The organism is Phycisphaeraceae bacterium, from assembly GCA_019636795.1.
GTDB lineage: Bacteria > Planctomycetota > Phycisphaerae > Phycisphaerales > UBA1924 > JAHBWW01.
This window is the reverse complement of record JAHBWW010000005.1, coordinates 1-21,913: the sequence shown is the minus strand read 5'-3', so window position 1 is coordinate 21,913 and position 21,913 is coordinate 1. Positions and strand designations below refer to the sequence as shown.

The window sequence follows — 21,913 nt, the reverse complement described above, 5'->3', positions numbered from 1 at the left end:
CACGGTTGACATGGAGACACTGCTTCAGCCCGAGGAACGAGTTCTCTCGACGCTGAATCAGGATGGGTCGAGGCGATGGCTCAAGCCCAGAACTTCGCATGGTCGGTTCTGGCACTTGCGCCGCGTTGTCGCCTACTCCCTGATTGCCATATTCACTGCCTTGCCATTCATCTCGATCAACGACAAGCCCGCAATTCTGCTCGACATCATTCATCGCGAGTTCACGTTCTTCGGCAAGACCCTGTTCGCAACGGACACGCTGCTGCTCTCATTGTTCATGATGATCGTGTTCGTGACGATCTTCATGCTCACAGCGATCGTCGGGCGCGTCTGGTGTGGATGGGCGTGTCCGCAGACTGTGTACCTCGAGTTTGTCTATCGCCCGATCGAGAAACTCCTCGATCGGATGACCAGCAAGGCCAAGGGAATGCGAGTGGTACTCAAGGCCTTGATCTATGTGACACTCTCGGCGATTCTGGCTCATACTTTTCTGAGTTACTTCGTCGGCGTCGCCAATCTGCGACTCTGGATCTTCCACTCGCCACTCGAACATCCGATCGCGTTTCTTGTCGTCGTCGCTGTTACAGGCCTGATGCTCTTTGATTTCGGCTTTTTTCGCGAGCAGCTGTGCATTGTCGCCTGCCCCTACGGCCGATTTCAATCTGTCATGCTCGACCGGGCATCGCTTATCGTCGGCTACGACCGCAAACGCGGAGAGCCTCGCGGCAAACTGAAACGACGCAAGCCGGCAAACGATGTCTCGCTCAAAGTGCTCGATCAGTCGCTCGGCGACTGCATCGATTGTACGTTGTGCGTTCAGACCTGCCCAACAGGTATCGATATCCGCGATGGACTTCAGCTCGAGTGCATCCACTGCGCCCAGTGCATCGACGCTTGTGATGCGGTGATGGACAAAATCGGTAAGCCCCGGGGTCTCATTCGATACTCTTCGCAGGACGGTCTTGAATCCAACACTCGCCGATTCATTCGCCCACGCATCATCCTGTATCCGATGTTGCTGGCAGTCCTTCTCGGCGCATTCATACTTGTGCTTTCATCAAAGGACGAAGCCGATGTGGGCGTTGTGCGCCATCGTGGAGGTGCGCTGTTCAGCGTGCTTGATGATGGGTCCGTTGTCAATCAGGCTCGCATCCGCATTACCAACCGCACACGCAAGAGTGTGACATACTCCGCGGACGTGATCGATGCGCCAGGCGTTTCATTGAGTTCAGTCCCGATCGAAATCGAGATCCTTCCGAACGTGATGGAGTCGCTTCAGGTGCGCATCATCGCTGAGCCTTCATTCTTCACATCATCCCCACGAACAATTCAGGTTCGCGTCGTCGGATCAGACGGATTCAAAACGATCCGAACATTCACTCTGCACGGCCCGATCATGAAAGAGGCACGCCCATGACCGAATCGATCGCTCCCGTACGTCCCTCTCGCGGTCTTATCTGGCCCGCACTCGTCGTGTTGCTCCTCGGCGGACAGGCCACAATGCTCACGCTCGTGGTGCTCGTTGCGACACGCGATCCTTCGCACTCTGTCGAGCCGAACTACTACGAGAAAGGGCTCGCATGGGATTGGACACGCGCTACCTTTCGTGATCCGATAAGCGACGGGATCAAACTTTCAATCAGCATCATGCCGCCATCAAAGTTGCTTGGCCCGGAATCAGTCTCCATGACGCTGATGAATGCTGATGGAGAACCTGTGGTGCCATCGGTGATCGAAGGATTCATGTTCCACCACGCCCGCGCCAGCGAGCGAGTGCCTCTGATCATGACCAGTGCCACGAGCGGGACATTTGCCTCCGAAGTGCCGCTGCAGCGTGAGGGGATTTGGGAAGTTCAACTGAGCTTTGTTTTCAATCAGCAGCAATACACCACGTCGACCACCGTCGAATATTCAAGAGCTACTCGTGACTGAAGTGTTCGCACTCATCATGGCAGTCTTTCTCGCGAGTCTGCTCGGTAGCCTGCACTGCGCCGGAATGTGCGGCCCGTTTCTGTTGTTTGCCACTTCAACACACGATCAGGTCTCCAAACGTGGACACGTTTCAATCCATGCTGCGTACCATGCGGGTCGACTCGTGACCTATTCGCTGCTCGGAGTCGTCGCGGGGGCGCTCGGTCAGGCGCTGGAATTCGGCGGCACAATGCTCGGCGTGCAGCGGGCAGCGGCAATACTGGCTGGCACGCTGATGATTGCGTTTGGCGCGCTCACGCTCGCCCGTGTTCTCAACAAACCAGTCGGATCGCTTCGCCCGCCAAAGATTCTCCAACGAATCATACAAGCGGGTCATCGCTTCGCATTCGATCTTGAGCCCGCCCAACGCGCACTTGTGGTCGGTCTGCTGACCACGCTCCTTCCATGTGGGTGGCTCTATGCCTTTGCAATCACCGCAGCGGGCACGGCGAGTCCCTTTTGGGGCCTGGTCACGATGGCTATTTTCTGGGTCGGGACCCTGCCCGTGATGGTTTCGCTCGGCGCGTCGTTGCGATTTCTTTCGGGACCGTTTCGCAAGCATGTGCCCCTTGTCGCGTCACTGGTCATCGTCGTGGTCGGAGTCGCAACGATCTTTGGCCGCCTTCAACTCCCGGTGATGACGCGCGAATCCCTTGCTCGCTCTATTCCAACTGCGTTGCATAAGTCGGCACGAGCGATCGAATCCGAAGATCAGCGTGACCCATGGCATGAACGCGGAGCTGCTGAACCATGAGCACTGCTGCGATCCGATCCATTCCTGATCGTCAAATGTCATCGCGAGTCCTATGCGCACACTGCGGGCTGACCGTGTCGCCCTCGCTTGTGCGAGAAGGTCTCGAGCATCAGTTCTGCTGCCACGGGTGCGAGACGGTCTTTTCGACGATTCAATCGTGCGGCCTGGCCGATTACTATCGCTTGCGCGATACCACGACGGACGTCCGAGTGCGTTCGGACGTTGCGGATCATGCCTTTGCTGAGTTTGACGATTCCGCCTTCCACGCGGTCTATGTGCGCACGATCGGAGATTCGCGACGCATCGAGTTGCTCCTCGAAAACGTCCATTGTGCTGCGTGCGTCTGGCTTGTCGAGCGATTACCGCACATTGTCCCCGGAGTTCTCGATGCTCGGCTGAATCTGCGACGCAAAGAGCTTGAAGTCTGCTGGCAACCCGATGCGGTGCATCTCTCACGCATTGCCTCCACGCTCAATCGTCTTGGCTATCAACCTCACCCCGCGCGAGGCGTCAACGCGCGAGAATCGCAACGACGCGAACAACGCCGCATGCTCTCGCGCATCGCCATCGCAGGCTTCTGCGCAGGCAATGTCATGCTGCTCGCATTCGCGCTGTATGGCGGACAGGTCGACGCCATTGAACCTCGCTTCGAACAGGTCTTTCGAGTCTTGAGCATGCTCATCGCCTGTGTATCTCTCGCCTGGCCTGGAAGCGTGTTTTACCGCGGCGCGATTGCCTCGCTCAGGGCGCGCGTTCCTCACCTCGACCTGCCCATCGCCATCGCGCTGTCATTCGGTGGCTTGTGGGGGATTGTCAATACCGTGCGTGGCACGGGCGAGATCTTCTTCGATTCACTCACGGTCCTTGTTTTTCTGCTTCTCGTCGGGCGATTTATACAGATGCGTCAGCAGGCCGTCGCTGCCGATCATGTTGAGTTGCTGTTCGCGCATACACCCTCGAATGCCCATCTCGTCGAGGTCGATCGCACACGCACGGTTCCGATACAGGCCCTGCGCATTGGTGACCTGATCGAAGTGCGCGCGAACGAATCCATCGCCGTTGACGGCGAGATCGTTGAAGGACGATCCGACATCGACACTTCGCTCATGACCGGTGAATCGCGAGCCATCGCGGCCGAGGCAGGGACCATGGTCACCGCAGGAACGATCAACCTCACCTCCCCGATTCGTGTGCGTGCGCTGGCAACAGGCGATGGAACTCGCATCGCGCGCCTCATGAGACTTGTCGCAGACGCAGCCGAACGCAGGGCACCGATTGTCACACTTGCCAATCGCATCGCGATAGTCTTCACGATCGTCGTGCTCTTCCTCGCAACCCTGACATTCGCGATCTGGTCTTCGCAAGGTCTGGACGGTGCGGTTGAACATGCCATCGCGCTGCTCATCGTGACCTGCCCATGCGCTCTAGGGCTCGCAACCCCGATGGCCATGACAGCCGCGATCGGTCGTGCCGCCCGCCACGGCATCATGATCAAAGGCGGCGATGCGCTCGAGCGACTCTCCCGCCCCAGTTGCCTCATCCTCGATAAAACCGGCACCATCACCGAAGGATCGCTCCAGGTTGTAGATTGGATCGGCAATGCATCGATCAGGCCGCACGTTGCCGCGATCGAGCGAACTTCGTCTCATCCCGTTGCGCGCGCGCTGGCTGATGTTTCACCGCCCGCAGACACCATGATGATCTCGAACATCAAGCACACACCCGGTGCTGGCATCGCGGCCGAAATCGATGGCTCGCTTTTTCTCATTGGCTCTCCGTCGTATGTTCTGAACCATTGCCTGCATTCCAATACGACACTCGAGGCCGCTGCCGACAGCGCTGCGCGTCGCGGCCAGACCCCCATTGCCATCGCACGCGACGGCACCTTGCAGGCCGTCGCCGTGCTTGCCGACCGGGTGCGCGATGATTCGGCTTCGACCATCCGCGAACTTGCCTCTCGCGGCTGGAGCCTGTCGATGCTCTCCGGGGACGATGAGCACGTCACGCAGTATGTCGCCTCCCTTGTCGGCATTGACCACCAGCACGCCATCGGCAGCGTCTCCCCCGAAGAAAAACTCCGTCACATTCAGGAGTTCACACGCCCCGTAGTCATGGTCGGGGACGGTGTAAATGATGCGGCTGCACTCGCAGCTGCCGATGTTGGCATCGCCGTGCATGGTGGCGCTGAAGCAAGCCTCGAAGCCGCAGATGTCTACCTCGCGCGCCCCGGGCTCGGCCCCATCCTCGCCGCGATTGACCTCGCCTCATGCACACGTCGCACAATCCTCATCTGCATGGGCGTATCGCTGACGTACAACTTCATCGCGGCCTCGATTGCCATGGCCGGACATCTCACCGCCTTACTCGCTGCAATCCTGATGCCGATCAGTTCACTCACAGTCGTGGCCATCGCATCACGCGCTGGCGCACGCGTCACGCGCACGCTCGACATCGACCCCCCACTCTCGCGGAGCACCCCATGAGCGTGCTTTTTCTGCTCATCCCGCTTGCGCTTCTCCTGGGCATCGCAGCGCTTGTCGCTTGTATCTGGTCGCTCAGGCAGGGCCAGTACGACGACCTCGATACCCCACCGATGCGCATGCTGTTCGAGGATGTTCAGCCTCGCACACCCAACGGACTGCCGAACTCATCGAATCCGCGAAACGAAGTCGTACCGCCCCGACCCGACACGCACCACGACCGCGCCAGCCTCGCGCCCAAGCATCTCGACACCCGGCGCATCGACGAGCGCTACACCTGATTCGAGCACATCGCTCGCCGCATCGGCAGGAATCAGCACGCGCGCTGTCGTGTTCACCGGCACAGTCACGCTGAGCATCAGTCGCTCTCCATCGCGCCGCCATTCTGTCTCGATTCGGCCCTGAATCGAATTGTGACTCGCGCGCACCCAATCCAATGGCCCTTCCACGCGCGGCCGAACCTCAAGGCGAGCAAAACCTGCCTCTCCGCTCGGGCGCGCGATGCCCCCCACCGCCTCATACATCCACGCGCCACAAGAGCCGAACGCGAAGTGATTGAACGAGTTCATTCCAGGATCCGGATGGACTCCCCCCTCCGGCGTCCAGCCGTCCCACCGCTCCCAGATCGTTGTCGCACCATGCCGAACCGAGAAGAGCCACGACGGAAATGTATCCTGCATCAACAGGCGATACGCAAGATCATCGCGCCCGCCCTCGGACAGCACCGCAAGCAGGTGCGATACGCCGACAAAACCCGTCGATAGATGCCAGTCACGAGACTCAAGGTCGTGCACAAGATGACCGAATGCCGCCTCGCGCAAATCTTGAGGCACAAGCCCGAATCGCAGCGCAAGCAGATACCCGCACTGCGTCTGCCCCGCTACGCGACCGTCGCTGTCGATGTAGCGTCTTGCAAACGCTGCACGAATCGAGTCGAAGAGTTGCTCATGCTCCTCAGCCTCAGCATCGCGCCCGAGCACACGCAGCGCACGAGCCGTAATGTCGGTCGAGTGAGCGAAGTACGCGGTACCGATCAGGTCCTTAGGCGTATTCGCATTGACGCTCAGCCAGTCGCCATAGTCATTGCCACGCGCCTTGTCGCGAATGAGATCCGTACTGTTCTGATGACTCCATTCGACCCAGCGGACCATCGACTCGATATTGCGTTCCAGAATGCGAGTGTCACCAAAGGCCTGATACACAGACCAGGGCACAATGGTGCCCGCGTCGCCCCACGCAGGTGTGCCGTAGTTGAGCCCATGCATCACTGGCGCTACATCAGCATGCGCACCATCCGCACGCTGTGCATCGCGCACGTCCGTCATCCACTTGGACATGAAGGCTGCCACATCGGTGATGTACGCAGCCGTGGGCGCAAAGACCTGGGCATCACCCATCCATCCCATACGTTCGTCTCGCTGCGGACAGTCCGTCGGAATACTCAACGCATTGCCCCTGAACCCCCACACAATATTTGAGTGCAGCTGATTCAAAGCGTCATCCGAGCACGCAAATGTTCCAGCCTCCGGCAGATCGGTGGCAAGCACCATGCCCGTCACTGTGCCGAGCCCAGGCTCGGTGGGCAGGCCCTCCAACTCAACATAGCGAAACCCGTGAAACGTGAACCGAGGCTGCCACTCCTCGACACCATCACCACGACAGATATACACATCCGTAGCCGCGGCACCACGCAGGTTAGCGGTATAGATCGTTCCGTCTGGATTGAGCATCTCCGCATGTCGAATCGTGATCACAGTCCCACGCGGCGCAGTAACACGCAGCCGCACGACGCCGACCATATTCTGCCCCAGATCAAACGTATACCGCCCCGCAATCGGTTCAGTCACCGATCTCGCCGGCAGCAACGCCACCACTCGCACCGGCTGATCGACCTCAGTCACGAGCGTGCGGTTCTCCTCGCGCGTCTGCACAGTCTCCCACGCTGCATCGCTCACCGCTGGCGTCGACCACTCGACAATCTCCGCCGTCGCATCATGCGTCTCGCCATCCATAAGGTCGGCAGCCAGTAGAGGGCCGTCGTGACGACGCCACAAGCCGTCAGTGACCACACGTTCGACTGAGCCGTCCTCATAAGTCACTTCCAGTTGAGCCAGCAGTGCAGGAGTCGAGCCATAGAAAGCCCGAGCGTGAAACAGCCCCGCTCGCCCCGCGAACCACCCCGGGCCAACCATTGCGCCAATCACGTTGTCACCTGTCTTCAACTGTTCCGTCACATCAAACACCTGATATCGCACTCGCTTGCGGTAGTCGGTCCAGCCCGGCGCAAGGTGATGATCGCCGACACGCTGGCCGTTGATCTGCATCTCATAGACACCCAGCGCCGTAGCGTACAACCTCGCGCTGCGCACCGAACGATCCACCTCAAACGTCCTGCGCAAATATGGATACCGATGTTGCGGCAACATGACGCGCGCGTTCTCCGCGCAATGTGCAATAACCTCGGCCTCACCGATTCGACACCTCACTTCCAGCCGCTTGCGCACGCCATACGCCGGATCTCCGCCCAGCGCCTCGTTGCTCGCCGTCCATGACTCGCCTTTGGCAACCAGCGAGGCGACCAACGCCGTCACATCGCGCCGAACGCTGCCATCGAGCGTGCAGTACTCCGCCTTGACGATTTCGATATCGATCGCGCGAGGCTCCGCTTCGATCCATTGCGCGACCCAGTCTTCTGGCCGCAGCAAACCCATCTCCCAAAACGCGACCTCGCTCCAAGGCCCCGCCGCGCCGTCACGATCCCACGCCATCACCTTCCAGAAACAACGTTCGCGCGAGACCAGAACCCGCCCGCCAAACTCGACATGCGCAGTCTGGCTCGATTCGACTCGACCCGAGTCCCACACGTCCCAGTTGCCGCCCGCCAGGTTCTCCTTGCTTGAAGCAACAACCACGCGATAGGCGGTCTGCCATTGCCCGCGATCGTGCGCACGAAGCGTCCAACTCAGTCGGGGCTTGGGCTCTTCAATCGCCAGCGGATCGGTCAGATACTCGCATCGCAATGTCTCTGCCACAATCTGGGCGCTCGCCGACGACCCGCACAACACAGCTGCAAAGAGCACCGCCATCTGCGCAATCCCCGACCAAGAGATATTCCTCATTGCCTGATTCCCCTTTGCGGTTCGACACATTTGGCTCGCCGCTGCGTGAGTGTACAGAGTCCCCGAGCCCGCCTTGACCGTTTGGGCACCGAGACTACCATATCAGCGAGAATGAGACTCAGTTGCACCAATGCCCGGTGAGGTCTCCGTCTCCACGCTATAGAGGTACATTCATGGCCCTGCCGCAAATGCTCCGCGAAGACACCCGCGAACTGCACACATATGCCGAAAAACGACCCCTCCAAGTCGAGTTCGTCACCGGCCGAACGACACGCACCCGACTGGCTTCCTACCTGTCGCAGCTCGCGCACATTCACAAGGCCCTCGAAGATGCCATCGGCACTCACGCAAACCATGAAGCCATCGCTCCGCTGGCACAGCACACCGCTCAGCACTCAGGTCGATTGAGTAACGATGTCGCCGTGCTCGATCCCGATGGCTCGCGGGCACCGATGCCGGGCACGCAGGCGCTCATCGCAACGCTGCACCAGAACGCCCAGCGCGATCCTGCAACCGCTGCGGGCTCGCTGTACGTCCTCGAAGGCAGCATGAACGGCAACCGCTTCATCGCTCGCGCTCTGTCAAAGGCCCTTCAACTCTCCCCCGCGCTCCCCGGCCTGTCCTACTTCGACCCATACGGCGAAGGGCAGCCCGCCAAGTGGGCAGCCTTCCGCGAGGCGCTCGATGCAGTTCCCCAGCCCCATTGGGCTTCGGTCGTCGCAGGCGCAGAGTTCATGTTCCGCGCGATCGCGGATGTCAGCGATGAAGTTCACGCTTCGCTCGCCGACACTCCCGCAGCCGTTTAATCTGGCGAGCCGATAACGCTCGAATCTCAACACTTGTTCTCGCTTGTGAGAGGCCATGCCGACTGTGCGCTCGCTCAGGTGGGCAAGAAGATGATCCGCACACACTCCCAACGTACCCGGGACTGCGAACGTCCGATGTTGCTGGCATGGACTTCGATGCGGTGCATGAGTTTCTCAGAGCGTACATGCCAGCAGCGATCGCACTGATCTTTGGCGGGACGGGCGTCGTCTTGTTCGCGCGCATCATGTACCTGGCACAAGCCGCCCGACACTGGCCGACGACGCTCGGCATCATCCGGCGCGCAGAACTCGTCTGGAGCCCATCTCCAGGCAGCGAGCCCGGCGGAGTCTGGATGCCCGCGATCGAATACGACTACGAAGTCAATGGCCTGCTTTACACCGGCAAGAAGATCTCGCCCGTCGCAGATACCGGCTATTCCGTCAAGGATTGGTCCGAGGCGAAAATCGCACCCTACGCGGTCGGCGACAGTGTCCAGGTGCATTTTGACCCGGTCGATCCAAATCGCGCCTGCCTCGAGATCACAACCGATGGCTTGCTGATCGCGTCAATTCTGATCCTCGTTGGCGTCGGATTCGGCATCGCTCAGGGTTTATCGTCGTTCGGCTGACCCTCGTCGTACCGAACTCGCCGCAGCGGGTTCGGTTCAACCACGTCGACGACGAAGCCCCAGCCCGAGCACACCAGCCCCAATCGCAAGCACCCCCGGTGCCGGCACCATATGGGCCCCGACATGCACGTTGTCAATCGCCCACGACTCGTCATTGAGGTTATTGCTCGATGGCGCGCCGATGAACTCGATTCGAATCACGTCCACATCGCGCGACAGTTCGAATTCCAGCGCGATATTCCTGAAGATCGAGTCCTTGTACGCACTGTTGAACCCAAGATGCACCGGTCCCAGTGTCGGCTGTATGAAGTTCTGCTCAATCTTGACGCTGTGAAACGTCTCCCAGAGCAATAGGTCGCCATTGACCCGCACGCCGAAATAATCTGGCCCGTATGCACCCGCAAACCCGCCGTCCCACGAATCAATCAGGTAGAGATCAAACTCGAGGGTGTAGCGCGTCGTCGCTGTGCGCCCGCCGCCAAGCGGGCCTCCGCTGCCTCCCGAACCGCCAGGCCCGCCGCCCTGATCTCCACCATTGCCCGAGCCACCATCACCCGGATCACCTCCATTGCCGCCACCCTGGTCCCCGCCACCGTTCGGCTTGTGCGGGTGCAGCGCCGCTAGCTGTAGCACATGCGTCTCTTGCGTAAAGCGCCCTATGAATCCGCTGAAGTTGGTGGTGGTGTTCCAGACGGGGTTGGAGACCCACTCTGGCCCGACTTTCGATGCTGACTCGAAGTCGTTCGAGTAAAAGTTCACGATATCGGCCGATGCCACTGATGTAACCGCGCTCACCAGTCCTGCAAGAACGACGTGCTTCATCTCAGATTCTCCGTGTCTAGTAGCGCAACGGGTTCCTGGCCCATTTGCACCCCGACAACAGACCCTCTGCCCGGCAAGCATGCCACCGAATGACAAATTCCATCTATCCCCCGGCGATGCCCGTGATGATCGGGGAATCTGGGAAACTCGCTCACCCTCAGTGATCGTCCTATACTCCCGTTCGGCCTGCCCTTCCCCGCACCCCCGGCCGAAACTGAAACTCGCGAGCCCCATTCATGCCTGCCACCCCGGACACTGTTTCATCGCTGCGCAATGTCGCCATTATCGCGCACGTCGACCACGGCAAAACATCGCTTGTGGACCAACTGCTCAAGCAGTCCGGTAACTTTCGCGCAGGCGAGCTCGAAAAACTCGCCGGGGGTCAGCACGACCTCATCATGGATTCCAACCCCCTCGAACGCGAACGCGGCATCACCATTCTTGCCAAAAACTGCGCCGTCACATATGTAGCCGAAGACGGCCGACCGTACCGAATCAACATCATCGACACCCCCGGCCACGCCGACTTCGGCGGCGAAGTCGAGCGCGTCCTGCATATGGCAGACGGTTGCCTCCTTGTCGTGGACGCCTACGAAGGCCCCATGCCACAGACTCGCTTCGTGCTCGGCAAAGCCCTCGCAGCCGGACTCAAGCCCGTCGTTCTCGTCAACAAATGCGATAGACCCGACGGCGACCCCGACCGCGTCGTCAGCGAAGTTCTCGACCTCCTCATCGCCCTCGGTGCTGAAGACGACTCCATCCTCGACTTTCCCGTCGTCTATGCCTCGGCTCGCGACGGCTGGTCCTCCAACACCTGGCCCGCAACCGAGAAGGTCGATCTCCGCCCCGTCTTCGAAGCCATCGTCAAGCACGTCCCTCATCCCGATGTCTACATCGAAAAGCCCCTCCGCATGCAGATCACCACGCTCGACTACTCCGACTATGTCGGACGAATCGGCGTCGGACGCGTGTATCAAGGCACAATCCGTGTCGGCGAGCCCATCGTGGTCATCAAGCATCAGCCCGATGGATCCACCACAACCGCGCGCGCCAAGATCGTGACGCTCCAAGGCTTCAGCGGCCTGTCCAAGGTCGATCGCAACCGCATCGAGGCAGGCGACCTCTGTGCCCTCTCAGGCATCGACGACCTCGACATCGGCGACACCATCTGCGACCCCGATCATCCGGATCCGATGGACGCAGTCATCGTCGACGAGCCCACCATCTCCATGACTTTCCGCATCAACGACTCCCCGCTGAGCGGCAAGGACGGCCAATATGTCACCAGCCGCCAGATCCGTGCTCGCCTCGAACGTGAACTCGAACACAACGTCGCACTGCGCGTCGCGCCGGGCCGCGGGTCCGACGAGTTCGTCGTCTCGGGTCGCGGCGTTCTCCACCTGGGCATCCTTCTCGAAACCATGCGACGCGAAGGATTCGAACTCTCCATCGGGCGACCCATCGTCATCGAACGCGAGATCGATGGCGTCCTCTGCGAACCCGTCGAAGAAGTCGTCGTCGACTGCCCCGAAGCCACCGTCGGCTCGGTCATGCAGCTCGTCGGCGAACGCAAGGGAAACCTGCGCAAGATGGAAAGCCGAACCGACGGCATCGCACATTGCGTCTTTGAAATGACCAGCCGATCGCTCATCGGCCTGCGCGGACGCGTTCTCAACGCGACGCAGGGCGAAGCCATCATGCACCACACCTTCGAACGCTTCGAGCCTGTTTCATCAGAGCGACTTCGCCGCATCAATGGCGTCATGATCGCCACCGAAGGCGGACAGGTCACACACTACGCCTGCGAACTCCTGCATGAACGCGGCGTCCTCTTCGTACGCCCCGGCGATCAGGTCTACGCCGGCCAGGTCGTCGGCGAACACAACCGCGACACCGACATCCCCGTCAACATCTGCCGACTCAAGCACCTCTCCAACGTTCGTAACGCCAACAAGGAAGCGACCGTCACTCTCAAGGCCCCGCGCGAACTGAGCCTCGAACAGGCCCTCGAATATATCGAAGATGACGAACTCGTCGAACTCACACCCCGCGTTGTGCGCCTGCGCAAGGCCATCCTCGACGAAGGCACTCGCCGCCGCGCCGAACGATCGGCCCGAGACCGGGCAAACTCCTGAGTGTCTCGGGGCAATCATTGCCAGCCACCGCCTGGTATGGCGCGCTTATCGGGCATGAACCCCGCCGGTACTTCAACACCCCCAATGCTGAATTGATGAATCCGCAGACAACTTTCCTGCGGATCGGCTTGCAGACTCAGCAGGTTTTCAATTCTGATGACCCGCCATTTCTGTTTTTCTGCTATGCTGGGTTCGTGCGCGAGTTCACGCTGCGCAGCGTTAGAGAGAGAAAGCCGCCAAAGAATTTCGCCCGAGGGAGAATTGTTCATGATCAGTCATGCCGCACGCTTCGCTGTAACTTCTGCCATGCTCGCTGCCGGACTCGCCTCAGCACAGGCGATGCCTGTCGCCGACTCCCGCAATCAACCTCTCCCCGTCACACTTGATGCGTTCGAGATCATGAGTGTGAGCACGCTCGGCCAGGTCATCCACGAAGCTGAGTTCGCAGGCTTCGATCCGCGATCATGCATCAATGACGCTTCGCACACTGATCCCACCTTTGGCGCGACGCAATGGACCATGCAGGCCGGCTTCGCGCAGCAGGAAATCGCCGCCGCGACCTATACCCTCCCCGCTTCGGCCTTCCCCATCAAGATCGGCGTCATGCGTTGCCTCTTCCTCACGCTCAACGCCATCGAAGTCACCACCACTGAGTGGAGCATCCTCGTCTGGGAAGGAACTCCAAACAACGGCACACTGGTCGCCTCCTACTCCTCCGACAACATCATCCTGCCCCACCTCGTCATGCCTCCAGGCACCAACGGCACGCTCATCGAAGTCTCGGTTGATCCGGGCGACCCCGAGCAAATCATCATCACCAACGCAGGCGGCTCAAATCGCTTCACCATCGGCTTCCGCATCGACCGCCACAACAGCCAGACCGCCAACCCCTGCCTCACCGCACCACCTTCCAACCGAAACGCATTCCCCGCGACTGACCGCGATGGGCTCGCTTCACCCACTGGCAACTGGCTCTTCGCCCTCAACTGCGGCTCTTTCGGGTGCGCTGCCGGTTGGAACACGTTCAGCAATCTCGGCCTGTGCACGCCAAGCGGCGACTGGGCCATCGCTGCAACATGGTCCAGCCTCAGTTGCATCGAAGGCTTCGGAGCCTGTTGCAAACTCGATGGAACCTGTGCCCAGCTCTTCGACTTCGAATGTAATGCCATCGGCGGAACCTATCAGGGCGATGGTTCAGCCTGCGCCACCGTCAACTGCCCCACACCAACTGGTGCATGCTGCTTCCCCAACGGGTTCTGTCTCGTCCTCTCGCAGGCACAATGCGGCGGCACCGGCGGCACCTATGCCGGTCACGGAACCATTTGCGAAGATGCCAATGGCAACGGGCAGTTCGACGCCTGCGAAGCCGACAAACCCTGCCTTGCTGATCGTAACGGCGACGGAGTGCTCGATTTCTTCGATGTCCAGCACTTCCTTTCGGCCTTCTCTGCACACGATCCCAATGCCGACCTCAACGGCGACAATGTCTTCGACTTCTTCGACGTTCAGGCCTATCTCAATCTCTTCTCCGCCGGCTGCCCCTGAGGCTCGGTCACACTCCAGACTCAAAATGAACAAGGGCTGCACGACGTTCCGTGCAGCCCTCTTTGTCTTGATCGACCCACAACACATTCAGCACATCGTCAGCCCGCCATCAACGCAGATCACCTGACCCGTCAGGTATCCCGCGTCGTCACTCGTGACATACGCAACCGCAGCTGCGATGTCTTCAGGCGTGCCCAATTCGCGCACACTCATCGCGCTCTTGATGTGCTCAATCACTGGCGCGGGCAAACTCGCCGTCATGTCTGTCTGCACAAACCCGGGCGCGATCACGTTGCATGTAATGCCCTTGCCCCCAAGCTCCCGCGCCACAGACTTGCTCAGCCCGATCAGCCCGGCCTTTGACGCTGCGTAGTTCGCCTGGCCCGCGTTCCCGATCACACCCGAGGTCGAAGCGATGCTGCAGATGCGCCCAAAGCGCCCCTTCATCATCGGCCTGGCCGCCGCACGAATTGCCACAAATGCCGACCGCAGGTTTGTGCTGAGCACTTCGTCCCATTCCTCGTCGCTCATGCGCAAGACAAGATTGTCGCGCGTCACACCCGCGTTGTTGACGAGAATATCAAGCCGTCCGAGTTCTTCGACCACTGAATCAATCATCGATGCCAGCGACTTGCCGTCACCCACATCCACCGCGCGCACGCTCGCCGAACCACCCTGCGCCTCGATCTCGGCTTTGAGATCATTCAGAGGCCCGGCCGATCGACTCACAAGCACCACATGCCTCTGGCCCGACAGCGCCAGCCGAAGTGCGATCGCCCGCCCGATACCACGGCTCGCACCTGTCACGATCGCCACACGCTTCTCGCTCGATTGCACTGGTGTCATGGAGCGTGCTTCTCCGCCAGTTCGCGCACCGCTTCGGGTGTCGAACTCAGAATCTCCGCGAGAATCTCGTACACGACACTTTCATTGAGCATGTCCGCCGCCCCGGGGAACGACGCCATCATGCTCATCTGCTCTCTGAAACCCGCCATCATCATCCCGAGCGTCTCGCCCGAGATCTTGGCTTCGAGGGTCGATGCCGCTTCCACCTGCTGCTTGCCACGGTCATAGGCCGACCGCAACTGCGCCGCATCCATGCCAAACTGCGCCGCCATCATCGGCATCAACGCATCGAGCCCCATCGCCGGAGCGCCCATGCGCTCCATCAGCTTTCGGCTCAGCTCGATACCGATGTACACCGCGTCGGGCGATTGTGCGTAGTCAAGCCCCGCAACGCGCGAACCCCCGCCCGTCTCTTCAATATCCGCCAAAAGATCAGTCAGCGACGCCCCGTCCCAGTCCGACGCCCGCGCCCGAACCATCGGCGTCGACCACGCCTGCGACCACACCCAATCACCCGTAACGCCCTTGGCAGCATCCCACGCCAGAACATACGACGAGCCAGGCTCCTGCACCGCGATGAACATCAACCCGCGGACCGCCGACTCGCTCACCGTCGGCTCTTGCTGAAAGTGCACGACCCTCACCGCTTCGATCTCTTCAACCGCTTCGTACCAGTCCCCGCTGCCGACCAGTTCATCAAGCGTCTGCTGCGATGCACGCGAGAGCATTGCTCCAACTGCCGTCTCATCGCCCGACGCAAATACGCTCGCAAACTCAAGCCCGGCCTTGGCCAGCGACCAGTCCCAGACCTCCAGCCCCTCCTGCGCCAACTGCACGCGCGCATCAAGCGACACCTCTCGCATCACGGCGTCAAAACTCACAGGGTCCGGGTCGCGCGGAGGCGGCGGTGGTGGAGGCGGCGGCGGTGGTGGTGGCTCCTCCTTCTTGCACGACGTCAACAACGCCAGAGCCCCCGCACCAAGTGCCAAAGGCATGCACATCTGCAACCCGATCGTCGCGATCGAAACCGCGCTCGCAATCCTCTTATGAAGGCTCATCATGGGTCTCCACTTTCACGTTTCGATCGATTCGTCTCATCAGGCCCGCCAGCGTCTTGCCCGGAGAAAGTTCATGAAACTCGCTCCCCGCACGCTCCCCGGCAAGCCACACACAATCGTCCGCCCAGCGAACCGAATGGGTCAACTGCTCCACCAGACGCCTGCGGATCGACTCTGCAATCGTAGAACCCGCTTCCGCTTCATGCGGCCGCCCCGTCACATTCGACAGCACCGTGCACCGAGGCGCAATGATTTCTGTCTGTTCGAGCGCTTCAGCAAGCCGCTTGGCTGCCGGTGCCATCAGCGGGCTGTGAAACGCCCCCGCGACCGCCAGCCGCGCCGCGCGCAGTCCCATCTCCGCCGCAACCTTTTCCGCCCGATCACACGCCCCCGCGGTTCCGCTCACCACGACCTGCCCCGGCGCGTTGAAGTTCGCGGGCACCAGCACTTCTCCCCCGCTCGCTCGTTCGCACAGGATCACCGCGTGCTTTTCCTCAGCCCCGATCAACGCCACCATCCCGCTCGCCTGCGCCTCGGCCGCGTCCTGCATCGCCCGCCCGCGCAGCGTCACAAGTTCCAGCCCCGCCTCGAAACTCATCGCTCCGGCGGCGCACAACGCCGTGTACTCGCCCAGACTCAACCCCGCCGTGGCCGCAAGATTCAGTTCCCCCGGGCTCACACCCCACGCTGCACACAACCCAGCCAGCGACGCCATCGACGACACGAAAATCGCCGGCTGGCTCACATCCGTCTGGTTGAGCCGTTCGACCGGTCCATCAAAGCACAAGCAAGAAATGCTTGCCCCGAGCCGATCGCCCAGAATCGCATCCGCTTCCTCAAACACACGCAGGGCTTCGGCGCTCGCGCCGGCCCACGCTCGACCCATCCCCACAACCTGTGCGCCCTGACCCGGGCAAAGCAAGACTCGGCTCATCGCACCCATCGTAGCAACGCAACCCGTCCCCACGCCCCCGCCCCCGCGTACCGTCTAGCCTCCACATTGCACGCAGGGGAACCCCATGACCACGCCCGTTCAGCCATTCCCGCCTCGTACCGCCGTCATGATCGCCAGCGGCGACAGTCGTCTCAGCGCCAACCTCGCATGCTGGGCCGCCCAGCAGCATCTCGAACACGATGCCGCTCGCGCCCTGGCAACGGTTGGATGGTCCGTCCAGCGCGGCAGCCCCGAACGCTGGTCCGACCTCGAGCCCCACGGCTTCATCTTCAGCCAGGCCCACGGCCGCGACGTCTTCGAGAACATACATCCCGATGCGCCCCTCATCGTCGTCGAAGCAGTCTGGCAGTATTCACAGCACGTTCTGGCCGGGCTCATCCGCCACCGCGGACCAATCCTTATTCTCGCCAACTGGTCCGGGCAGTGGCCCGGGCTTGTCGGCGCTCTCAACCTCCGCGGCTCACTCACCAAAGCCGGCGTCCGCCACTCCCTGCTCTGGAGCGGCAACTTCTCCGATCCACTCTTCCTGACCAAACTCCGCCAGTGGTGCGACACCGGCTCCATCACGCACGACCTCTCCCACGTCGCCCCGCTCGACCCGGCGCGCCTGCCCGACAACGCCCGCTCGCTCGCCTCGCGCCTGGCAGCCGAACTCCGCCTCCGTCCCGCGATCATGGGCGTCTTCGACGAAGGGTGCATGGGCATGTTCAACGCCATCATCCCCGATCACCTGCTCCATGCCTGCAGCGTCTACAAGGAACGCCTCAGCCAGTCCGCCCTCGTCGCCGCGATGCATGAAGTCTCGGCCGCCGACGCCCGCGGCGTCTATGACTGGCTCACCAGCCACGGCATGCGCTTCAACCTCGGCACCGACGAAGCCACCGAACTGACCGAGCGACAGATCCTCGAACAGTGCAGCATGTACATCGCCGCCGCGCGCCTCGCCGATCGCTTCGGCTGCGACGCTGTCGGCATCCAGTACCAGCTCGGCCTCACCGGTTCCTGCGCCGCCAGCGACCTCGTCGAAGGCATGCTCAACTGTTCGCTTCGTCCGCCCGTGCGTGCTGTGGACGGCCCCAACGCCGGCGCCCTCATCGCCGAAGGCCGCCCCATCCCCCACTTCAACGAAGTCGATGAATGTGCCGGCCTCGACGCGCTGCTGACCGATCGCGTCTGGTCCGCCCTTGGCCTGGCCTCCGACAACACGCTCCACGACATCCGCTGGTCCGACCGCGACCACTCGGGCACGACCGATGCCGAGGTCTGGGTCTTTGAGATCTCCGGCGCCGTGCCCGCGTCGCATTTTGCCCGAGGCTGGGCCGACGCCGTCGGCGAGCGCCAACCCGCGATGTACTTCGCCAGAGGTGGCAGCACCGTCAAAGGCGTCAGCAAGCCCGGCCACGTCGTCTGGAGCCGCATCTTCGTCGATGGCCTCGCCGGCATGCCCGGGGGCAAACTCGTGATGGACATCGGCCGCCTCAACGCCATCAGCCTCCCGCCCGAAGAAACCCAGCGCCGCTGGGACGCGACCACGAGTCAGTGGCCGATCATGCACGCCGTCCTCCATAACGTCTCGCGCGACCAGCTCATGGCTGCGCACCAGTCCAACCACATCCAGGTCGTTTACGCCCCGGACGCAAAGACCGCCGACGCCGCCCTGGCCGCCAAGGCTGCCCTTGCTTGCGAACTCGGCATCAAAGTCCGCCTCTGCGGGCACGCGCTCTAGATCTGCGGTACCATGCCCGCTACGCAAGGAACCCACTCGATGACCGCATCATCCCGCTCGCGCCTGGCCGTCGTCGCTCCGTGGGTCTTTCACATCCTGACCGCACTCTCTGCCATCGCCCTTGTCATCGTCGCCCTGAGCAGTGAAGACCTCTGGCACGAGCTGCATCGCAAGGATTCCTACGACGGCGCGGGGCTTGTCGAGAACATGACCGTGCTTGTCCTGCTGCCCGCGATCCCGCTGGCGATCTTCGCCGCCCTGCGCTGGGGAAAACGTCTGCCGTGGTGGCCGCTGCGCGTCTGGATCATCCTCTGGGCCCTGGCGGCCATCTATCTTGCGGGCGAGGAGATCTCGTGGGGCCAGTGGCACTTCCAGTGGGAGACGCCCGAAGTCTTCGCCGCCCGCAACGATCAGAACGAAACGAACCTGCACAACATGAGTTCGTGGCTCGATCAGAAGCCCCGCACCCTTGTCGAAGTCTTCATCATCGTCGCGGGCCTCATCGTCCCCGTTGTCGCGCGCCTCCGCAGCGGCAAGCCCCTCGATGACGACGCTCCCGGCGCGTGGATCCTGGCCGATGCCATGTGCTGGTCGGCCGCTGGAGCCTACCTCGTCGTGCGCGTGGCTCCCTATGTCATGCCCGGCCTGCTCGGCGAGCGACTCGACGAATCCGAACTGCGCGAACTCTCGATCGCGTGGTTCATCGCCGTCTACCTCTTCTCGTTCTTCATCCGCCTGCGGGCGCGGCGCGTCTAAGCCTTCTTGCCCAGATATTTGGCAATGTCAAAATCCACGAAGTCGGCGTGGTGAAAGATAATGCTCTCGATCGACCGCTGCACCTTGTCGCCTTCGTGGCTGTGCGTCGCGACGATGTGCATCACCTCGGCCGGAATCCCATGCTTATAGCACAGCGCCACCCCGCTGAACGGGTGGCGCAGCATGTCCCCGAAGTGTCCCTTGATGACCTTGCCCCCGGCGTCCTTGTCAAACTCGAGGGGCTTGCCCACATCGGCCAGAAGCGCCCCGGCGATCAGGTAATCCCGGTTGATCGGCACCCGCTCGCCGAAGACTTCGCTCAGCACCGCCGCGATCGCGATGCATTGTTTCGCGCACGAGTTCAGGTGCTCGATATACCGCAGGTCGATCTCCCCGGCCAGCAGCGTGAACGGCACAGCCCGCAGTTCTTCAACGCTCCAGCCCTTACCGCCGCACCCGGTCCTGATCGCTTCATCCCACACCGCCGCGACCTTCTGGCGCAAAGCCGCATCGCCGATGTCCATCAGGTTGGGAAACAGTTCTGCCACGTCGCTCACGTTCATCGCCATCGCTCATCCTCCTCTGCGCCCGCCAGCTGCTTCATCCGCTGGCTTCGCGCTCCATGCCACACGCGGCTCAAACTCCTCGCGCAGCACCGCATGCACGACATCATCGTGATAGGTTCCGTTCTTGCACAGGCACTGGCGCAGGATTCCCTCCGGTTTCATCCCGATCTTGCGCTGGACTCTCCCCGACGCCTCGTTGCCCGCGAAATGCCCGCCCCAGATCCGGTTGAGACCAAGCCGCTCAAAGCCATAGCCCACGAGCGCCGCGGCTGCTTCGGTCGTCAGCCCGCGATTCCAGTACGGCGTTCCGATCCAGAACCCGATCTCCGCTCTGTTGTTGCCGTGGTCGATCGTCAGCCCGATCGAGCCGATGGCCGTGTCTTCATCCTTGAGCGCGATCGTCAGCAGCAGGTGGTCGCCCGCCGCCAGCCCCGCACGCTGCATCTCCATGTACGCTCTGGCGTGCTCGGCGCGATACGGGCTCGGCAGGCGCAGCGTGGTGGCGTACACCAGCGGGTCATCGGCCAGAGCCGCAAACCCTGCGATGTCGCGCTCGGCGAGCCTGCGCAGCCGCAGCCGCGCTGTCTCGATCACCACGGCTTCGAGCGGAGCAGCCCCGGTCATTTATGCCTTGCCCTCGGATGTGTCTGTCCCGCCTTCGGCTTTGCCTGTCCCGCCGTCGGCCGGGGCCGCCCCGGGCCCGTCATAGACCGCCGCCCCCGGCGTGATCGGTCGCATCGGCTTCATGCGCGCCTTTTCCTCGGCGACGTGCGCGACCAGCCCCGGAACCCGCGCGATCATGAACAGCCCGTTCATGATCGCGCAGTCAACCCCGAGATCGGCCGCGATGGCCCCGATCGCTCCATCGACATTGATCGGCAGCGCCTTGCCGCTGGCCGCAAACGCCGCCTCGATCGCCCGGGCCGCCGCGATGTGCCCGCGCGTCTCGTCGAGCCCGGCCTGGCGCGCCAGTTCAAACAGCCGCGCCGTCCTCGGGTCGGCGGTGTGGACGCGATGACCAAAGCCGGCCAGTTTCTCGCCGCGCGTCTTTGCTTGAGCAATCACGCTCGCCGCCGCCTCGTCGAGCGTGCTCCCGGCCCCGGCCAGCGCCAGCACCTGCCCCAGCGTCCGCGCACAAGCCTCGATCGCCCCGCCGTGATGAGCGTTGATGCTCATGATCCCCGCCGCCACACTCGCGCTGAGGCTCGCCCCAGTGCTCGCGACCGTGCGCGCAGCCAGGGCGCTGGGCGGCGTCGCGCCGTGGTCGATGCTCGAGACCAGCATCGCCTCGAAGAGCCGCCCGACCTCCGCCGTCGGCAACCGGCCCAGCAGAATCAGGTGTACCGCCTCGCCGAACGACACGCTCCCCATCAACGCGGCAATATCCTGCCCGCGCACCCGCACGCGGTTGGGGGCAATCTCGGTGATCGCGGTGGGCCACGACGTCATGGGCGATCCTACGCCCGCACCCGCCCGATCTGCCGCCCCGACCGGGTGCCGCAGCCATGGCTCAGCATGGCCACGATCAGTCCATGCGTCCGCAAACGCACCGCCCCCCGCCGGGCACGAATCAGCCGGGTGCCGTGGCCATGGCTCTGCATGGCCACGATCAGCCCACGCGTCCGCAAACGACCCCCCGCCCGCCGGACCCAGGAGAAAACCCAAGGATCGTGCTCAGTGTCCCGTCGCGGGAACTCTAAAACCCTTCGATGACACGACACAATCCCTCGATGACACGACACAAT

21 protein-coding genes are annotated in these 21,913 nt (G+C 62.0%); 11 read left to right on the top strand and 10 right to left on the bottom strand.

Annotation, left to right across the window (positions count from 1 at the left end; all coding sequences use genetic code 11):
- Window positions 1-10: 10 nt before the first annotated feature.
- From ccoG to ccoS, 5 genes are read left to right on the top strand one after another with little or no spacing between them, the layout of a single operon-like run.
- On the top strand, window positions 11-1,417 hold the full coding sequence (gene ccoG, locus KF757_10940; protein MBX3323497.1) for a cytochrome c oxidase accessory protein CcoG: 1,407 nt from the start codon (window positions 11-13) through the stop codon (window positions 1,415-1,417).
- Complete coding sequence (locus KF757_10935) at window positions 1,414-1,932, top strand: FixH family protein (GenBank protein MBX3323496.1); 519 nt, start codon at window positions 1,414-1,416, stop codon at window positions 1,930-1,932. Before ccoG ends, KF757_10935 begins: the two co-directional genes overlap by 4 nt.
- Window positions 1,925-2,725, top strand: coding sequence for a sulfite exporter TauE/SafE family protein (locus KF757_10930; GenBank protein ID MBX3323495.1), 801 nt, complete (start codon window positions 1,925-1,927; stop codon window positions 2,723-2,725). The genes KF757_10935 and KF757_10930 overlap by 8 nt, the downstream gene beginning before the upstream one ends.
- Entirely contained in the window at window positions 2,722-5,208 is a 2,487-nt protein-coding gene (locus tag KF757_10925) for a heavy metal translocating P-type ATPase (GenBank protein MBX3323494.1), read from the top strand. Before KF757_10930 ends, KF757_10925 begins: the two co-directional genes overlap by 4 nt.
- The gene (ccoS, locus tag KF757_10920) at window positions 5,205-5,486 is read left to right on the top strand and encodes a cbb3-type cytochrome oxidase assembly protein CcoS (GenBank protein MBX3323493.1); all 282 of its coding nucleotides are present in this window, start codon (window positions 5,205-5,207) and stop codon (window positions 5,484-5,486) included. Before KF757_10925 ends, ccoS begins: the two co-directional genes overlap by 4 nt.
- Here the strand turns inward: ccoS and KF757_10915 are convergent.
- Window positions 5,373-8,324 carry a family 78 glycoside hydrolase catalytic domain gene (locus tag KF757_10915; protein MBX3323492.1) on the bottom strand — a complete coding sequence of 984 codons (2,952 nt, stop codon included), beginning with the start codon at window positions 8,322-8,324 and terminating at the stop codon, window positions 5,373-5,375. The genes ccoS and KF757_10915 overlap by 114 nt on opposite strands.
- Window positions 8,325-8,497: 173 nt before the next feature.
- On the opposite strand from KF757_10915, the gene KF757_10910 reads away from it, so the two are divergent.
- Complete coding sequence (locus KF757_10910) at window positions 8,498-9,130, top strand: biliverdin-producing heme oxygenase (protein MBX3323491.1); 633 nt, start codon at window positions 8,498-8,500, stop codon at window positions 9,128-9,130.
- 146 nt (window positions 9,131-9,276) lie between these two features.
- Window positions 9,277-9,759 carry a DUF3592 domain-containing protein gene (locus KF757_10905; protein ID MBX3323490.1) on the top strand — a complete coding sequence of 161 codons (483 nt, stop codon included), beginning with the start codon at window positions 9,277-9,279 and terminating at the stop codon, window positions 9,757-9,759.
- A gap of 36 nt (window positions 9,760-9,795) precedes the next feature.
- On the opposite strand, the gene KF757_10900 is transcribed toward KF757_10905, so the two are convergent.
- Complete coding sequence (locus tag KF757_10900) at window positions 9,796-10,581, bottom strand: hypothetical protein (GenBank protein MBX3323489.1); 786 nt, start codon at window positions 10,579-10,581, stop codon at window positions 9,796-9,798.
- Window positions 10,582-10,817: 236 nt separating this feature from the next.
- Here KF757_10900 and typA point away from each other — a divergent pair, with 236 nt between their 5' ends.
- Entirely contained in the window at window positions 10,818-12,716 is a 1,899-nt protein-coding gene (typA, locus tag KF757_10895) for a translational GTPase TypA (GenBank protein MBX3323488.1), read from the top strand.
- Window positions 12,717-12,730: 14 nt separating this feature from the next.
- Here typA and KF757_10890 read toward each other — a convergent pair whose 3' ends face one another.
- Entirely contained in the window at window positions 12,731-12,985 is a 255-nt protein-coding gene (locus tag KF757_10890) for a hypothetical protein (protein ID MBX3323487.1), read from the bottom strand.
- Between KF757_10890 and KF757_10885 the strand changes: the two genes are divergently transcribed.
- Window positions 12,984-14,261, top strand: a complete 1,278-nt coding sequence (locus KF757_10885; protein ID MBX3323486.1) for a hypothetical protein — start codon at window positions 12,984-12,986, stop codon at window positions 14,259-14,261. The two genes, KF757_10890 and KF757_10885, sit on opposite strands and share 2 nt — an antisense overlap.
- An 87-nt stretch (window positions 14,262-14,348) precedes the next feature.
- Here the strand turns inward: KF757_10885 and fabG are convergent, their stop codons facing one another.
- Genes fabG through KF757_10870 form a run of 3 tightly spaced genes read right to left on the bottom strand, consistent with a single transcriptional unit; the run spans window position 14,349 to window position 17,099 of the window.
- Entirely contained in the window at window positions 14,349-15,107 is a 759-nt protein-coding gene (gene fabG / locus KF757_10880) for a 3-oxoacyl-[acyl-carrier-protein] reductase (GenBank protein ID MBX3323485.1), read from the bottom strand.
- Window positions 15,104-16,165, bottom strand: coding sequence for a hypothetical protein (locus KF757_10875; protein ID MBX3323484.1), 1,062 nt, complete (start codon window positions 16,163-16,165; stop codon window positions 15,104-15,106). The genes fabG and KF757_10875 overlap by 4 nt, the downstream gene beginning before the upstream one ends.
- Window positions 16,152-17,099 carry an ACP S-malonyltransferase gene (locus KF757_10870; protein ID MBX3323483.1) on the bottom strand — a complete coding sequence of 316 codons (948 nt, stop codon included), beginning with the start codon at window positions 17,097-17,099 and terminating at the stop codon, window positions 16,152-16,154. The genes KF757_10875 and KF757_10870 overlap by 14 nt, the downstream gene beginning before the upstream one ends.
- An 85-nt stretch (window positions 17,100-17,184) precedes the next feature.
- On the opposite strand from KF757_10870, the gene KF757_10865 reads away from it, so the two are divergent.
- Together KF757_10865 and KF757_10860 are read left to right on the top strand one after the other, a co-directional pair.
- Entirely contained in the window at window positions 17,185-18,846 is a 1,662-nt protein-coding gene (locus KF757_10865; GenBank protein ID MBX3323482.1) for a fucose isomerase, read from the top strand.
- A gap of 39 nt (window positions 18,847-18,885) precedes the next feature.
- A complete protein-coding gene (locus tag KF757_10860; GenBank protein ID MBX3323481.1) occupies window positions 18,886-19,602 on the top strand; it encodes a hypothetical protein in 717 nt (238 codons plus the stop codon).
- Here the strand turns inward: KF757_10860 and KF757_10855 are convergent.
- The 4 genes from KF757_10855 to KF757_10840 form a co-directional block, all read right to left on the bottom strand.
- Entirely contained in the window at window positions 19,599-20,171 is a 573-nt protein-coding gene (locus KF757_10855) for an HDIG domain-containing protein (protein ID MBX3323480.1), read from the bottom strand. The two genes, KF757_10860 and KF757_10855, sit on opposite strands and share 4 nt — an antisense overlap.
- A 3-nt stretch (window positions 20,172-20,174) precedes the next feature.
- Window positions 20,175-20,792, bottom strand: coding sequence for a GNAT family N-acetyltransferase (locus KF757_10850; protein ID MBX3323479.1), 618 nt, complete (start codon window positions 20,790-20,792; stop codon window positions 20,175-20,177).
- Window positions 20,793-21,617: a citryl-CoA lyase gene (locus KF757_10845; GenBank protein MBX3323478.1), complete on the bottom strand. Its 825-nt coding sequence runs from the start codon at window positions 21,615-21,617 to the stop codon at window positions 20,793-20,795. It abuts the gene before it with no gap.
- 8 nt (window positions 21,618-21,625) lie between these two features.
- Window positions 21,626-21,913 (bottom strand): hypothetical protein (locus tag KF757_10840; protein MBX3323477.1); only part of this gene is annotated, 288 nt, incomplete at its 5' end.